General features: G+C 67.7%; 12 protein-coding genes. 7 read left to right on the plus strand and 5 right to left on the minus strand.

The annotated features are described in order from the left end of the window. Window positions 1-40: 40 nt before the first annotated feature. Window positions 41-1,405, plus strand: coding sequence for an LLM class flavin-dependent oxidoreductase (locus tag FBZ87_RS15295; RefSeq protein WP_211106960.1), 1,365 nt, complete (start codon window positions 41-43; stop codon window positions 1,403-1,405). Here the strand turns inward: FBZ87_RS15295 and FBZ87_RS15300 are convergent. Then, complete coding sequence (locus FBZ87_RS15300; RefSeq protein ID WP_186454779.1) at window positions 1,402-1,950, minus strand: TetR/AcrR family transcriptional regulator; 549 nt, start codon at window positions 1,948-1,950, stop codon at window positions 1,402-1,404. The genes FBZ87_RS15295 and FBZ87_RS15300 overlap by 4 nt on opposite strands. Window positions 1,951-2,142: 192 nt before the next feature. On the opposite strand from FBZ87_RS15300, the gene FBZ87_RS15305 reads away from it, so the two are divergent. Continuing rightward, on the plus strand, window positions 2,143-2,712 hold the full coding sequence (locus FBZ87_RS15305) for a hydrolase (protein ID WP_145611187.1): 570 nt from the start codon (window positions 2,143-2,145) through the stop codon (window positions 2,710-2,712). Window positions 2,713-2,714: 2 nt separating this feature from the next. Here the strand turns inward: FBZ87_RS15305 and FBZ87_RS29220 are convergent, their stop codons facing one another. Then, on the minus strand, window positions 2,715-2,873 hold the full coding sequence (locus tag FBZ87_RS29220) for a hypothetical protein (protein WP_186454780.1): 159 nt from the start codon (window positions 2,871-2,873) through the stop codon (window positions 2,715-2,717). A gap of 311 nt (window positions 2,874-3,184) precedes the next feature. Further along, complete coding sequence (locus FBZ87_RS15310) at window positions 3,185-3,847, minus strand: GntR family transcriptional regulator (protein WP_145611188.1); 663 nt, start codon at window positions 3,845-3,847, stop codon at window positions 3,185-3,187. 337 nt (window positions 3,848-4,184) lie between these two features. On the opposite strand from FBZ87_RS15310, the gene FBZ87_RS15315 reads away from it, so the two are divergent. After that, a complete protein-coding gene (locus tag FBZ87_RS15315; RefSeq protein WP_186454781.1) occupies window positions 4,185-5,921 on the plus strand; it encodes a peptide MFS transporter in 1,737 nt (578 codons plus the stop codon). A 31-nt stretch (window positions 5,922-5,952) separates the two neighbouring features. Then, window positions 5,953-7,170, plus strand: a complete 1,218-nt coding sequence (locus FBZ87_RS15320) for a M24 family metallopeptidase (RefSeq protein WP_145611190.1) — start codon at window positions 5,953-5,955, stop codon at window positions 7,168-7,170. A gap of 227 nt (window positions 7,171-7,397) precedes the next feature. On the opposite strand, the gene FBZ87_RS15325 is transcribed toward FBZ87_RS15320, so the two are convergent. Further along, on the minus strand, window positions 7,398-8,444 hold the full coding sequence (locus tag FBZ87_RS15325) for a 4-hydroxyproline epimerase (protein ID WP_145611191.1): 1,047 nt from the start codon (window positions 8,442-8,444) through the stop codon (window positions 7,398-7,400). 198 nt (window positions 8,445-8,642) lie between these two features. Then, window positions 8,643-9,545 carry a dihydrodipicolinate synthase family protein gene (locus tag FBZ87_RS15330; RefSeq protein WP_145611192.1) on the minus strand — a complete coding sequence of 301 codons (903 nt, stop codon included), beginning with the start codon at window positions 9,543-9,545 and terminating at the stop codon, window positions 8,643-8,645. 98 nt (window positions 9,546-9,643) lie between these two features. On the opposite strand from FBZ87_RS15330, the gene FBZ87_RS15335 reads away from it, so the two are divergent. The 3 genes from FBZ87_RS15335 to FBZ87_RS15345 all read left to right on the plus strand — a co-directional run bounded on the left by FBZ87_RS15335 (window position 9,644) and on the right by FBZ87_RS15345 (window position 15,455). Continuing rightward, entirely contained in the window at window positions 9,644-10,966 is a 1,323-nt protein-coding gene (locus FBZ87_RS15335) for an NAD(P)/FAD-dependent oxidoreductase (protein ID WP_145611193.1), read from the plus strand. A gap of 221 nt (window positions 10,967-11,187) precedes the next feature. After that, window positions 11,188-13,635 (plus strand): glycoside hydrolase family 127 protein, encoded by a 2,448-nt coding sequence (locus FBZ87_RS15340; RefSeq protein WP_246134419.1) that lies wholly within the window; start codon window positions 11,188-11,190, stop codon window positions 13,633-13,635. Then, a complete protein-coding gene (locus tag FBZ87_RS15345) occupies window positions 13,635-15,455 on the plus strand; it encodes a DUF885 domain-containing protein (RefSeq protein WP_246134420.1) in 1,821 nt (606 codons plus the stop codon). Before FBZ87_RS15340 ends, FBZ87_RS15345 begins: the two co-directional genes overlap by 1 nt. The last annotated feature ends 125 nt before the right edge of the window (window positions 15,456-15,580 follow it).

Below are 15,580 nucleotides of genomic sequence, written 5' to 3' on the forward strand. Positions count from 1 at the left end.
CGCGCACCGCCCCTGAATGCGTGGAACCGACGGCCCAGCCATGAAGCAGATCCGCCTCAACGCCTTCGACATGAATTGCGTCGGCCACATCCACCAGGGCCTGTGGCGGCACCCGCGCGACCGTTCGACGCAATACACCGATCTTGCCTATTGGATGGACCTGGCGCGCACGCTTGAGCGGGGCCTGTTCGACGGGTTGTTCCTGGCCGATGTGCTGGGCGTCTACGACGTCTACCAAGGTGGCCCGGACGCTGCGGTGCGCGAGGCGGTGCAGGTACCTGTGGGTGATCCCCTGCTGCTGATCCCGGCCATGGCGGCGGCGACCACCCACCTGGGCTTCGGCGTCACCGCCAACCTGAGCTACGAGCCGCCCTATACCTTCGCCCGGCGCATGAGCACGCTGGACCACCTGACCGGCGGGCGCGTGGGCTGGAACATCGTCACGGGATATCTCGACAGCGCCGCCCGCGCCCTGGGCCTGGACGGGCAGGCGGCGCATGACGACCGCTATGCCGTGGCCGAGGAATACATGGACGTGGTCTACCGCCTGTGGGAAGGCAGCTGGGCCGACGACGCCGTGCGCCGCGACCGCGAGGGCGGCACTTATGCCGACCCGGCCCGCGTCCGCGCCGTCCGCCACCACGGCCCGCACTTCCGGATGGAGGGCGCGCACCTGTGCGAGCCGTCGCCCCAGCGCACGCCCGTGCTGTTTCAGGCGGGGTCGTCCGAGCGGGGGCGCAAGTTCGCCGCCGCCCACGCTGAATGCGTCTTCGTCAACGGCGGGCCCAAGCCGCACGTCGCCCGCCTGGTGGCCGACCTGCGCGACCTGGCCCGCAGCCTGGGCCGTGATCCTTCAGACTTGAAGGTGTTCGTCGGCGCCACCGTCGTGGTGGCCGAGACCGATGCCCTGGCCCAGGCCAAGCGCGCGGACTATGAGCGCTACGCCAGTGTCGAGGGCGCCTTGGCCCATGCCTCCGCGTCCCTGGGTATCGACTTCGCCGCCAAGGAGTGGGATGAGCCCATTCACGCTGGTCAGAGCCAGGCAGTGACCTCGAACATCGAGAACCAGGCCGCCCGCCGGCCGGACAAGGTGCTGACCCGGCGCGGCCTGGTGGAGGGGTTGAAGCTGGGCGGGCGCCAGGTGCCCATCGTTGGCGGCCCGGCCACCGTGGCGGATGAGCTGACGGCCTGGGTGGAACAGGCAGACGTGGATGGTTTCATCCTGGCGCGCACGGTGACGCCGGAATGCTTCGGCGACTTCGTCGATCTGGTGGTGCCGGAGTTGCAGGGGCGTGGCGCTTACAAGACGGAGTATGCGCCCGGCACGCTGCGCGAAAAGCTGACGGGCCGACGTGCGCGCCTGCCCGCCGCCCACCCCGCCGCCAGTCGGCGCTGGCCGGATTAGCCCAGCGCATCCTTCAGGAACAACCCCGCGGCATGCTCTAGCCCGGCCAGGGCCTCACGCCCATGGGCCAGGTCGGGCTCGTCGCCCAGGGCGGCGGCGCCCTTCATCATTTGCAGCAGGGTCACGGCCATGGCGGCCGCCCGTTCCGGGGGCAGGGCGGGGGACTTGGCGCGCAGGATGGCGGCGATGCCCCGGCGCAGGCCGGCGCGCAAGGCGCCCTGCTGCGCCACCATGTCGGGCCGGGCGTCGATCAGGGCGAAGGCGGCGGCGCGCTCCACCTTCAGGCTGGGCAGCACGGCCAGCAGGTTGGCCGCCAGTTCGGCCGGCGACAGGGCGGCGGCGCGCGCCTCCACCGTCGCCAGCAGGGCCATCAGCGCCCCCGCGTATTGCGCCAGCAGGGCATCGGCCAGCACGGCCTTGGTGGGGAAGAACTGGTAGAGCGAGCCGATGGGCGCCCCCGCCCTGGCCGCGATCTCCGTCATCGTGGCGGCGTCATAGCCCTTCTCCGCGAACACGGCGCCGGCGGCGGCCAGCAGGGCGGCCACGCGGGCACGGCCCCGTTCGCGAGTCGGTTTCTTGGGGCCGGCGGGGGGCGTGCCTTCCGGGGATGCGGCAATAGGCGCGGGGCGGTCGGCTGTTGACTTTTGTGAGGGCATTCTCATAAATCTTTTCATGAGGATGCCCTCATATTCCCATTCCCGGCGCCCGCCGTCCATCCCCCGCTTCTGGAGGTTGCTATGAGCTTCAACCTGGATCCCAAGACCACCGCCCTGGTGCTGATCGACCTGCAGCACGGCATCGTCAACCTGCCCCTGGCGCCGCACACGGGGGCCGAGGTGCTGGCCCGGTCCAAGGCGCTGGCCGACCGTTTCCGCGCGGCCGGCGCGCCGGTGGTGCTGGTGCGCGTGGCTTTCGCGCCTGATTTCAGCGACGCGCCGCGTCAGCCCACGGACCAGGCCATGACCGTGCCGCCGGGCGGCTTCCCGGCCAATTGGGCCACGCTGGATGAGGATTTGGTGAAGGCGGGTGACATCATCGTCACCAAGCGGCAGTGGGGCGCCTTCTACGGCACCGATCTGGATCTGCAACTGCGCCGCCGGGGTATCACCACCATCGTGCTGGCCGGCATCGCCACGAATATTGGCGTGGAATCCACGGCGCGCGGCGCCTGGGAACACGGCTACGCCCTGGTGTTCCCGACCGACGCCATGAGCACCTTCACGGCCGAGATGCAGGATTTCGCGCTGAGCACCATCTTCCCGCGCCTGGGTCGCCGAACCACCAGCGACGCCATCACTCTGAGCTGAGGCTAGGCGGCGAAGAGGAAGGTGAAGAGGAGGGGGCAGGTCTCATGGACCAGGGCCCGGATCTCTCCCTCCGTCACGCGATCACGTTCCATCATCAGGCGCACGATGGGCTCGGCCAGCAACTCGTCCAGCGTCGCTTCCTCGATCTCCGGCATCGGCATGGCGGGTCCCCTTCCGTCTCGGTGGAAACTGTATGGGCACAGTAATGATATTGAGAATGATTCGCAAATAGCCTTTTTGCAGCCACCCCTCCGGCATACGCGGGAGGGGTGGGATTACCCTGGCACGAAGGGGCTTTGCGCCGCCGCAGGCAAGCGGTTGCGTGGGCTGTTTTTACGAATCCGCCGGAGTCTTTACCAGTCCGCCAAAGGGCGCCGCGCCTTGCGCCTAAGCCCTAGGCCGCGCCAGGCGGCGGCTACGCCTGGCCTATAAGACGCCTTGACTATCAGTCTCGGCGCCTGAGGAAAGCGACCTAAGCCGCCTCTTGCCCTTCCAGGAACACCACCAGTTCCTCCAGCGCGTGGGTCAGGTGGCCGCGCAGCACCTCCACCGCCTCATCCCCCTTGCCGTCGCGGCACAGGGCCACCAACTGCTCATGCTCATCCATGGAGCGATCGTGGATGGCGGGGGTCATGGACAGGTGCAGCCGGACGTAACGGTCCAGGCTGTCGTGGATGCGCTTCACCATGTCCAGCATCACCGGGCGCTGGGCCGGCTCGTACAATGCCTCATGCAGCTGCCAGTTCAACGCCCCCCAGCGGCTGGCCTCGGCGGCGTGCATCTCCTTCAGCACGGCTTCGGCCTTTTTGATCTGCTTCGCGCTCAGCTGCGGAATGGCGCGGCGCAGCAGGTCGATTTCCAGCAGCAGCCGCACCTCGTAGTATTCGCGCACCTGGGTGGGCGACAGCTGGGCCACGACCGACCCCTTATAGGGGATCGTGGCCACCAGGCCCTCCGCCTCCAGCTGCTGCAGCGCCTCGCGCACGGGGATGCGGCTGACCCCCAGCTTCTGCGCAATCTCATCCTGGCGCAGCTGGGCGCCCAGCGCGTATTCCCCGGACAGGATCATCTGCCGCAGGGCGTCAACCACCTGGGCCGACAGGGACTTCCGTTCGATCTTGGCGCGTGCGATCATTTGGTGGCTTCTTGACGGGGTGCGGATTGAAAAAGGCGGCCCTGTGATTTGCCTCTGAACATCCTGATATCGGATGTAAAAGCAATTGATTTTCTAAAATACGCTAGACGGTTCGGGGGTGGCGCGCCATGGGCAGTTGGTGCATGGCCCGGTCTAGTTCCCGTTCAGCCTCAAGCGATAGCATTCCCCGCCGTCCGTCCGGATGCCAGAATGGGTGCCGGTGGCGCTATGCTTGACAGTTTGGATATCGTATCCGATACGCTATCGCCCCACCAGGGTGACCCATGGGCATGATACCCTGGCGCATCCATTCGACGATAACGGGGACGGGCAGGGCATGGCGGTGATGGCGGGGGCGGACAGCCCGGTAAGCGGCCCGGCGGTGGCGCCTGAACACCATGATGGCGGCCATCCTCCCGGCCTCTACCTGCTGTTCGCGGTCGAGTTCTGGGAGCGGTTCTCCTATTACGGCCTGCAATCCATCCTGATCTTCTTCCTGCTGTGGCACCTGTCCATGGACAAGGTGTCGGCCTATGCCGAGCTGGGGGCCTTCGGCGTCCTGGTCTATATGTGCCCGGTGGTCGGCGGCTTCATGGCCGACCGCTGGGTGGGTGCCCGCCACGCCGTGCGGGCCGGTGCCGTGCTGCTGATGCTGGGCCACGGCCTGATGGCCTGGCAGCCGGCGCAGACGGTGGAACGGCTGGTGACGCCTGAGGCCACCTACGACCTGAAACGCCCCATCCTTTATCCCGCGGAGGGGGAGGACGGCGCCCGCCAGGTGGTGGTGAACGGCACCGCCCAGGTCATCACCAGCCTGGGCAGCGTCCAGGGCGGTGACTCGGACGCCCGGGTCCTGACCTATGTCGGCCCCGACGGCGCCGCCGTCACCCTGCGGGGACGCCTGGAAAAGACACCGGACGCCGGCGGGCTGAAGCTTTTCTATCTGTCGCTGGCCCTGATCGCCGCCGGCGTGGGCATGCTGAAGCCCAACATTTCCGCCCTGGTCGGCCGGCTGTACGGCCAGCGCCACGCCGCGCGCGACCGCGGCTTCCTGATCTTCTACCTGGGCATCAACGCCGGCGGCCTGATGGGCAGCATCGTCTGCGGCTGGCTGGGCGCCGCGCTGGGCTGGGAATGGGGCTTCGGCGCCGCCGGCATCGGCATGGCCGTGGCGCTGGCCACCTTCTCCCTGGGCCGCCGCCTGTTGCCGCCCGAACTCCCTGCGGCCGAGGGCGGTCCCCGTGCCGCCAGCGGTGGGCCGGGTGGCCTGCTGGCCCTGGCCGGCGGCTTGGCGGTGGCGCTGGGGGCCTGGCTGATCGTCGATCATCCGACGGTGGTGGGCCATGTGCTGGACCTCGCCGCCGTGGCCGGCCTGGCCGCCGTCTTCTGGTTCGCCCGCCGCTGCGATGCGCGCCAGCGCCGCCACCTGGCGCTGCTGCTGCTGCTCATGCTGGTGTCGGTGCTGTACTGGACCCTGTTCTACCAGGGCCCCGCCTCGCTGAACGTCTTCGCCGCCGAATGGACGGACAGGTATATCGGCCCGGTGCTGGTGCCGGCCCCGGTGCTGCAGTTCCCGGACAAGGCCTTCGTCATCCTGCTGGCCCTGCCGCTGGCGGCCCTGTGGCGCTGGCTGGACGGCCATCGCCGCGACCCCGGCCCGGTGACCAAGTTCGGCTTGGGTGTGCTGTTCGTCGGCCTGGGCTTCCTGGCGCTGGCCTTCGGCATCGAGGTGACGCCGGCGGGTCTGCGCGTGGGCGTGGCCTGGTTGCTGTCGCTCTATCTGCTGCAGGAGGTGGGGGAGCTGTGCCTGTCCCCCATCGGCCTGTCCTCCATCACCCGCCTGTCGCCGCCGGCCATCACCAGCCTGCTGGTGGGCCTGTGGTTCCTGTCCACGGCCTATGGTCAGCGCTTGAGCGCGCTGGTGGCCCAGGCCACGGTGGTGGACGGCAGCCTGCCGGCGGCGGTGCAGCTGGCCTCATACCAGGCGGTGTACCTCAAGGCCGGCCTGTGGTCCTGCGCCGCAGCCGTGCTGCTGCTGTTGCTGGTGGTGCCGCTGCGCCGCCTGAATGATTAGTGTATGATCCCAGAGAAGCGGGTTTGAGACCATGACCAAGGGTATTGGGGGGCTGTCGGCCCCGGCGGTGCTGTCGACCTTGAAGTCCCGGCGGGCGGCGGTGCAGCCCATCACGGCGGAGGAATACCGCGCCCGCATCGAGGCGGTGCGGGCCCATATGGCGGCGCGCAAGGTGGACGCCCTGCTGCTGCCGGCGTCCAGCAACCTCCTCTACTTCACCGGCCTGGACTGGCACCCCAGCGAGCGGCTGACAGCGGCCGTGATCCTGAAGGACGGCGACCCCGTTTACGTCTGTCCGGCATTCGAGGAGCCCAAGCTGCGCGGCCATATCACCGTGGGTGATGAAGTGCGCACCTGGCAGGAGGATGAGAGCGCCTACGCCCTGGTGGCGGACCTGGTGCGCGGCCAGTCCGGCGGCAGCGCCACGGTGGCGGTGGACGCCCTGGGCTATGCCGGCGTGTTCTTCGACCTGGCGGCGACACTGCCTCAGGCTACCCTGGTGGACGCCCGCCCCCTGACGGAGGCCTGCCGCCGGGTGAAGTCGGCGCATGAGATCGCCCTGCTGTCCCATGCCAAGGCCCTGACGCTGGAGGTCCACCGCCTGGCCGCCGGCATCCTGCGCCCCGGCATTACCCCGGCGGAGGTGGTGGCCTTCATCGGCCAGGCCCACCGCGCGCTGGGGGCCGACGGCGGCAACACCTTCTGCGCCGTGCAGTTCGGCGAGGCCACGGCCTATCCCCACGGTGCCCCCGGCGACTGGTTCCTGAAGGAGGGCGATCCCGTCCTGATCGACACCGGCTGCGCCATCGAGGGCTACAAGTCCGACATCACCCGCTGCTACACCTTCGGCCACGCCACCCCCGAATACCGCCGGGTGTGGGAGGATGAGCGCGACGCCCAGATGGCGGCCTTCAACGCCGCCCACATCGGCGTCCCGTGCGAGGCGGTGGACATCGCCGCTCGCAGCTTCCTGGAGTCCCGCGGCTACGGCCCCGGCTACCAGGTGCCGGGCTGCCCCCACCGCACCGGCCACGGCGTGGGCCTGGACCTGCATGAGCCCGCCTACATCGTCGGCGGCAACAAGCAGCCGCTGGAGGCCGGCCTGTGCTTCAGCGTGGAGCCCATGCTGTGCCTCTACGGCAAGTTCGGCGTGCGCTTCGAGGACCACGTCTACATGACCGAGGACGGCCCCCGCTGGTTCACCATTCCGCCGACAGACGTCGACAATCCCTTCGGTTTGCATCATTAGGCCGCGCCCTCAGGCGGCGGACGCCGGCAACCGCCAGCTTGCGTTGTCCTCGATTCAGGGGCCCTGGTCCCAAAATCTCCGGCGACCGCAGTCGCGGCCTACGGCATGAGCCTCATCGGCTCATGCCGCTGGGGTGGGGCGTAAAATTGAAGCGCATAAAAGAAGGGCCGATCCGCGAGGACCGGCCCTTGAGGATGTGCCTTGGGAGGAAACCCAGGTCTGACCTCTTAGACCTGGAAGCCACGCCAGAACGGATCCTGGGTGGGGTCGACGTAAATGGTGTTGAGCCCGGTCTGCACCGCCCAGCCCTTGATGGACGGGCGGATGCTGGCGTAATCGCCCAGCGTGCCGGCGCTTTCCACGCGGCCTTCGAACAGGCTGCCGATGATGCTCTCGTGCACGAAGCTCTGGCCGACGCTGAGCTTGCCCTGCGCCGCCAGATGGGCCATGCGGGCCGAGGTGCCCGTGCCGCAAGGGGACCGGTCGATGGCGCGGTCGCCGTAGAAGACGGCGTTGCGGCCGTGGGCGTCCTTGTGCTTGGGCTTGTCCACCCACATCACATGGCTCAGGCCCCGGATGGTGCTGTCCAGCGGATGGACGGGGGTGATCTTCTCCCGCACCAGCTGCCGCACCAGGCCGCTGAAATGGATGATCTTCTGGCTGCCCAGGTCATCGATGCCGGTGTAGGCCCCTTGCGGCTCGATGATGCCGTAGAAGTTGCCGCCGTAGCTGATGTCCAGGGTGAGGGGGCCCAGCTCGGGCACTTCGATGGTGATGCCTCGGCTGTGGAGGAAGCTGTCGATGTTGAACAGCCGCACCCAGGTCACCTTGCCGGCCGTCCTCTCATACTCGACGCCGATCTGGCCGGCGGGCACGTCCAGCACCAGCTTGCCTGGCGTGCGCGGGCGGATCAGGCCGTGTTCCAGCGCGAAGGTCACCATGCCGATGGTGCCGTGGCCGCACATGGGCAGGCAGCCCGAGGTCTCGATGAACAGGATGGAGGCGTCGGCCTCCGGGCTGCAGGGCGGGTAGACGAAGCCGCCCGACATCATGTCGTGGCCACGCGGCTCGAAGCACAGCGCCGTACGGATCCAATCGAAGCGCGACAGGAAGTCCTGGCGCTTCTCGCTCATGGTGGCGCCCACCAGGGGCGGGTGGCCGCCCATGACCAGGCGCACCGGGTTGCCGCAGGTGTGCCCGTCGATGCAGGCGAAGGTCTGGCGGCCCGTGGGCAGAACGGGATCGCCGGTCGGAACGCTGGGGGCGGTGGTCATGGCATCAGGCCTTAAGGCAGAGGACTACTGGGGATACCGACGAAGTTGGAACTGGTTCCCCAGTTCCAACTTCGTTAGCCCGCGACGGCGGGCGCCGGAGCGAGCACCGCAGGGCGCAGCGAGGAAGCCAAGCCAGCGGATGCTGGCGCCGGCGCTTGAGGAAAACGAACAAGCCCCGCCGGCGTTTGAGGGAACTGCTTACAGAACAGGACGGGTCGCCGCCGCCTTCTCGACCATGGCGATCACGTCGGCGCGGGTCTTGCCTTCCAGGATATAGCGCGGCGGGCGCACGCGCTCGGAACCGCGGCCCATGACCTGCTCGGCCAACTTGATGCTCTGCACCAGGTCGTGGCGGGCGTCCAGGTGCAGCAGCGGCAGGAACCAGCGGTAGATGGCGCGGGCCTTGGCCAGGTCGCCGGCGACGACGGCGTCGTACAGCGCCACCGACTCCTTGGGGAAGGCGTTGGTCAGGCCGGAGATCCAGCCCCGGGCACCCAGCAGCAGGCCTTCCAGGGCCACGTCGTCCAATCCTGCCATCAGCATCATCTTCGTCTCATCGATGGCATTGGCCAGATCGGTGAAACGACGGGTGTCGGGGGCCGATTCCTTCAGCGCCACGATGGTCGGGATCTCCGCCAGGCGCTGCAGCAGCGGCACGCTGATGTCCACGCGATAGGCCGGCGGGTTGTTGTACAGCATGATGGGCAGGGCCGAGGCGCCGGCGACGGCGGCGAAGTGGCGGAACAGCTCTTCCTCGGTGGGCACGTACACCATCGCCGGCAGCAGCATCAGGCCGTCGGCACCGATCTTCTCCGCGTCCTTGGCGTAGGCGACGGCGCGCGGCGTCGTCAGTTCCGACACGCCGGTGATCACGGGCACGCGGCCGGCGGTCACTTCCTTGGCGGCAGCCAGCACCTGGCGCTTCTCTTCCGGTTCCAGAGAGTTGTTTTCGCCCACGGTGCCCATGATGATCAGGCCGTGCACGCCGTCGCGGATCAGGCCGTCGATCACCCGCTGGGTTTCCGCCAGGTTGATGCTGAGGTCTTCGTTGAACTGCGTGGTCACCGCGGGGAACACACCGCGCCAGTTGGGCAGGGACATCTCTTAAAACCTTTCACGTTTCCGCCATACGCGCTTGTCGGGAAGCGCCGTGACGGATAGTATAATGGGATATTGTATCCAATCAAGGGACTCTGCACATGCCTGTCGCCGATGCCAGCAACCCACCCATGCCGTTCCGGCGAGGATCCGGCACCATCGCGGTGGTGGGCGCCGGCGTGGTGGGCACCGCCACGGCGCTGGCCCTGGTACGTGATGGGCATGAGGTCATCCTGATCGACCGGGATGAGCCAGGGCGTGGATGTTCCTACGGTAACGCTGGCCACATCGCCACGGAACAGTTGTTGCCCCTGGCCTCTTTCGCCACCTTGCGGCGCGTGCCGGGCCTGTTGCTGAAGTCTGGGGGGCCCTTGGGCATCCGAAAGGGAGCCCTGCCCATCCTGGCGCGCGGCTGGGCCAGGGATTTCCTGGGCGCCTGCCTGCCCCGGGCCCACGCCCACGGCACGGCCGTTTTGTCCGGCCTGATCGAAACCGTCATCCAGGACTGGCGCACCCTGCTGGTGGGAACGGGGGCCGAGGGCCGCTTCCAGACGCGCGGCCATCACAGCGTCTGGGAAAGCACGGCGCCCGAGGCCGCCATCGCCGCGTCCGTCGCCGCCGCCCGGGGCCTGGGCGTGCCCGTCACCCCCTGGGGTCCCAGCCCGGGCGATTGGCCCGACCTGCCCCTTGCCCTGCGGCAGCGTGTCACAGGGGGCATGACCTATACCGGCACCGGCCATGTCAACGACCCCTTCGGCCTGACCCAGGATTTGGCCGCCGCCTTCGTCGCGCGCGGCGGGCGTATCGAGAAGGCTGACATCCAGGGGCTGGAAAGCGGCCAAGGGGGCCAAGGGGGGAATAATAATGTCGGCTGGCGCCTGCGCCATGCCGGTGGTGTCATCGGCGCCGATGCCGTGCTGGTGGCGCTGGGCGTGGACTCCGGATCGCTGCTGGAACCGCTGGGCTATCGCGTGCCCATGATCGCGGAGCGCGGATACCATGTGGTGGTGCCGGGCGACTCGGGCCCCAACACGCCCATCTTGGACCGTCCGGTGGTGTTCGAGAACCGCACCGTCATCGTGACGCCCATGGCCATGGGCCTGCGCGCCACCAGCTTCACCGATTTCAGCGGGCCGGATGATGCGCCCGATCCCCGCCGCCCGGCGCTGCTGCGCCACCATCTGCGCGAGGTCGGCCTGATGGCACCGGGGGCGGAAAGTTCGGAATGGACCGGCTGCCGCCCCAGCCTGCCCGACTACCTGCCCATGCTGGACGCCAGCCGCCGCCATCCCGGCCTCTATGCCGCCTGCGGCCACCAGCATCTGGGCCTGACCCTTGCGGCCGTGAGCGCGCGGCGCATGGCCGACATCGTCGCCGGCCGGGCGCTGCCCGATCCGGCCATGGCCCTGGACCGCTTTTCCTGAAGGCCGTCCCTTTGGCGGGGCCTACTTCCGTCCTAAGACCGGAGGCGTAGTTCTCTATGATGCAGTATCGTATACAGTATCCCAAAATAGCTTGGCAGTTGGGTCCCTTTGCTCCGCTGGCGTCCTCGCCAGCGATTCGGCGCGTTTGCGTACGGACCCAAGACATAACAATCAAGAACACGGGGGCTTAAGGTATGGCGCGCGATCTGGGAGACAGCCCCATGGCAACCTTCAGCGCCCCCTCCGGGCAAACGGTGTCCCGGCGCACAATCCTGCGCGGTGCGGCCTCGGCCGCGGCCCTGATGGCCGTGCCGGCGGTGGCCGCCCCCTTGGTGCCGGCGCTCAACACCGGCACCGCCGAACCCTTCCCCCTGTCGGCCGTGCGCCTGAAGCCATCGCCCTTCAAGGCGGCGGTGGATGCCAACCTGGCCTATCTGCACAGCCTGGAGGCCGACCGCCTGCTGCATAATTTCCGCAGCGGCGCCGGCCTGCAGCCCAAGGGCGCCGCCTATGGTGGCTGGGAAGGCGACACCATCGCCGGCCACACCTTGGGCCATTATTTGAGCGCCCTGTCCCTGATGCACGCCCAAACCGGCGATGCCGAATGCAAGCAGCGGGTGGACTACATCGTGGCCGAGCTGGCGGACTGCCAGAAGGCCCAGGGCGACGGTTATGTCGCCGGCTTCACCCGCAAGCGCGGCGACATCGTCGAGGACGGCAAGGTCGTGTTCGATGAGCTGCGGCGCGGGGAGATCCGCTCCGCTGGCTTCGACCTCAACGGCTGCTGGGTGCCGCTGTACAACTGGCACAAGCTTTACACCGGCCTGTTCGACGCCCAGACCCTGTGCGGCAACACCCAGGCCCTGGATGTGGGCGTCAAGCTGGGTGGCTACATCGATGAGGTGTTCAGCCACCTGAATGACGAGCAGGTCCAGAAGGTGCTGGACTGCGAGCATGGCGGCATCAACGAGAGCTTCGCCGAGCTGTACGCCCGCACGGGCGACCGGCGCTGGCTGCTGCTGGCCGAGCGTCTCTACCATGCCAAGGTGCTGGTGCCCCTGTCGGAAGGCCGGGATGAGCTGGCCAACATCCACGCCAACACGCAGATCCCCAAGCTGATCGGGCTGGCCCGCCTGGCGGAGCTGACGGGGTCGGAGCGCCACGCCAAGGCCTCCGCCTTCTTCTGGCAGACGGTCACCACCAACCATTCCTACGTCATCGGCGGCAACGCGGACCGGGAGTATTTCCAGGAACCGCGCAGCATCTCCCGCCACATCACCGAACAGACCTGCGAGGGCTGCAACAGCTACAACATGCTGAAGCTGACCCGCCTGCTGTATGCCCGCCAGGCCGACGCGCACTACTTCGATTTCTATGAGCGCGCGCACCTGAACCATGTGCTGGCGCAGCAGAATCCGGCCACCGGCATGTTCACCTACATGACGCCGCTGATGTCCGGCTCGGCGCGCGAGTTCTCCACCCCCACGGAAGATTTCTGGTGCTGTGTGGGCACCGGCATGGAAAGCCACGCCAAGCATGGCGAGAGCGTCTACTGGAGGCGCGGTGCGGAGGATTTGGCCGTCAACCTCTACATTCCCTCCACCCTCACCTGGGCGGAGCGGGGGGCGGTGATCGACCTCGACACCCGCTATCCGGAAGCTGAGACGGTGCTGCTGACGCTGAAGGCGTTGAAGCGTCCCGCCACCTTCGCGGTCAGCTTCCGCATCCCGGCCTGGTGCACCGGCGCCACCCTGGCGGTGAACGGCAAGCCGCAGGACCTGCAATTGCAGAACGGCTACGCCGTCGTGCGGCGGGAATGGAAGGCCGGCGACGCCGTCGCCCTGCGCCTACCCATGGCCCTGCGCCTGGAATCCACCAACGACGATGCCGACACCGTGGCCTTCCTGCACGGTCCCCTGGTGCTGGCCGCCGACCTGGGCGTCGCGCCCAAGAGCGAGGCGCCCACCGGCTCGCCCCAGCCCACGCCCGTCTCCGACGCCTTCCAGGGCCCGGCGCCGGCGCTGGTCTCAGCCTCCGTCCTGGACGGCTTCCAGCGGGCGGCGCCTGACGCCCTGGTGTGGCGCACCACCGGTATCGGCCGGCCGGGCGACATGGAGTTCAAGCCCTTCTACCAGCAGTACACCCGGCGCACGGCCGTTTACTTCAAGCGCTACACCGAGGCGCAGTGGAAGACGGCAGAGGCGGCCCTGGCGCAGGAGGCGGCCCGCCAGCGCGACATCCAGGCGCGTTCCGTCGACGTCATGCACCTGGGTGAGATGCAGCCGGAACGCGACCATGGGCTGGAGGCCAAAATCTCCTACCCCGTGACCTACCGCGGCCGGAACGGGCGCGACGCCCGCACCGGCGGCTTCTTTGAGTTCAAGGCCAAGGTTCGCGGCGGCGCCATGGTGCTGCAGGCGACATATTGGGGTGATGAGCGCAAGCGCCTGTTCCACATCCTGGTCGACGGCACCCGCATCGCCACGCAAAAGCTGGACGCGGAGCGGCCGGGTGAGTTCTTTGACGTGGAATACCCCATCCCCGCCAACCTGACGGCGGGCAAGTCCAGCGTCGTTGTCCGTTTCGAGCCGGAGACCGGCTATTCCGCGGGGCCCGTCTTCGGCTGCCGCGTCGTTGCAGCTTCAGCCTCTCAGGGAGCGCCCATTTGATGAATCGCCTGCCTTTAGAACGTCTGGCCGCCCGCCTGCTGGTCGGCACCGCCCTGTTCACCGGTGTCCTGACCTTGGGCCAAATCACCGCGACCCCCGTCGTCGGTATGGCCCATGCCGCGACCGCCACGGCCGGCAAGGCCGACGCCCAATTCAAGGCGATCTACACCAAGGAATGGAAGTGGCGTCAGGAGGAATTCAAGGGCGAGGATGACGAGGACAGCACGGACACCGTTGCCGGCCACCTGCCCAAGGTGGACGCCGCCACCCAGGAAAAGCGGCAGAAGGTCTGGGAAGGCGTCCTGAAGGAACTGGCGGCCATCCCCCAAACCGACCTGTCGCCCGAGGCGCAGGTGGATTTCAGCATCTACCGCGACCAGGTGACGGTCCTGCTGAACAGCCAGAAGTTCAAGGATTATGAGAAGCCGCTGAACGCCGACAGCTCGTTCTGGTCCAACATGGCCGGCGGCGCGCGCAAGCCCTTCCACACGGTCGCGGAATACAAGGCCTTCATTGGCCAGTTGAACGATATGCCGCGCTATTTCGGTGAGCAGATCGTGAACATGCGCGCCGGCCTGAAGCGGGGCTTCACCCCGCCCAAGGTGACGCTGACCGGCCGCGACAGCGGCATCGTGAACGTGGTCGAGGCCAAGACGCCGGAAGACAACGTCTACTACACGCCGTTCAAGAAGATGCCGGACACCATCCCGGCCGCGACCCAGGCGGAACTGCGCGCCGCCGCCGTGGCCGCCATCACCAAGTCGGTGGTGCCGGCCCACCAGACCCTGCTGAAGTTCATGCGCGAGGAATACATCCCCGGCGCCCGCACGGACCTGGCGGCGGAATCCCTGCCCGACGGCAAGGCCTACTACCAGTCCAAGATCAAGGAGTTCGCCACCGTCGACCTGACGGCGGACCAGATCCACACGATCGGCCTGGAAGAGGTGGCGAAGATCCACGCCCAGATGCTGGACGTGATGAAGCAGGCCAACTTCCAGGGTGATTTCCCCGCCTTCCTGAAGTTCCTGCGCACCGACCCCCAATTCTACGCCAAGACCCCGGAAGAGTTGCTGATGCGGGCGGCCTGGATCGCCAAGAAGTTCGACGGCAAGGCAGACCAGTACTTCGGCTACCTGCCGCGCTCGCGCTTCGCCATCATCCCGGTGCCGGCGGACATCGCACCCTTCTACACCTCCGGCCGGGGGGGACCGGGCGTGTACCTGGTCAACACTTACGACCTGCCGTCGCGCGGCCTGTACGCTCTGCCGGCCCTGACGCTGCATGAATCGGCCCCCGGCCACGCCTTCCAAATGCCCATCGCCGCGGAACAGAAGGACCAGCCGGAGTTCCGACAGAAGGTTTACATCTCCGCCTTCGGCGAAGGCTGGGCGCTCTACTGCGAGAAGCTGGGCGAGGAGATGGGCATGTACGAGACGCCCTATGAGCGCTTCGGCATGCTGAGCTACCAGATGTGGCGCGCCGCCCGTCTCGTGGTCGACACCGGCATCCATGCCAAGGGCTGGACGCGCGAGCAGGCGCAACAGTACCTGCACGACAATACCGCCCTGGCCGATCACGAGATCGAGACCGAGGTCGACCGCTATATCGCGTGGCCTGGTCAGGCCTTGTCCTACTACCTGGGTGAGATGGCCATCCTGAAGGCCCGCGCCAAGGCGGAGAAGGCGTTGGGTCCGAAGTTCGACCTGCGCAACTTCCACGACACGGTGCTGAAGCTGGGTGGCGTGCCGCTGCCGGTGCTGGAGGCCCGCATCGACCGCTTCATCGCCGAGGGCGGCAAGAGCCCCTACCCGGCGCAATAGGCAACCGCCGAAGCCTGAGTGACCAGGGGCGGGCAGAGGGACTGTCCGCCCTTTTTCTTTTGTCCTTGTTTTGTTCCTTTTGGGGGCTTTCGCTCTAGGGACTGTGGGTGTATCAAACCCACACC

This window comes from Nitrospirillum amazonense, from assembly GCF_007828035.1.
GTDB classification, from domain to species: Bacteria; Pseudomonadota; Alphaproteobacteria; order Azospirillales; family Azospirillaceae; genus Nitrospirillum; species Nitrospirillum amazonense.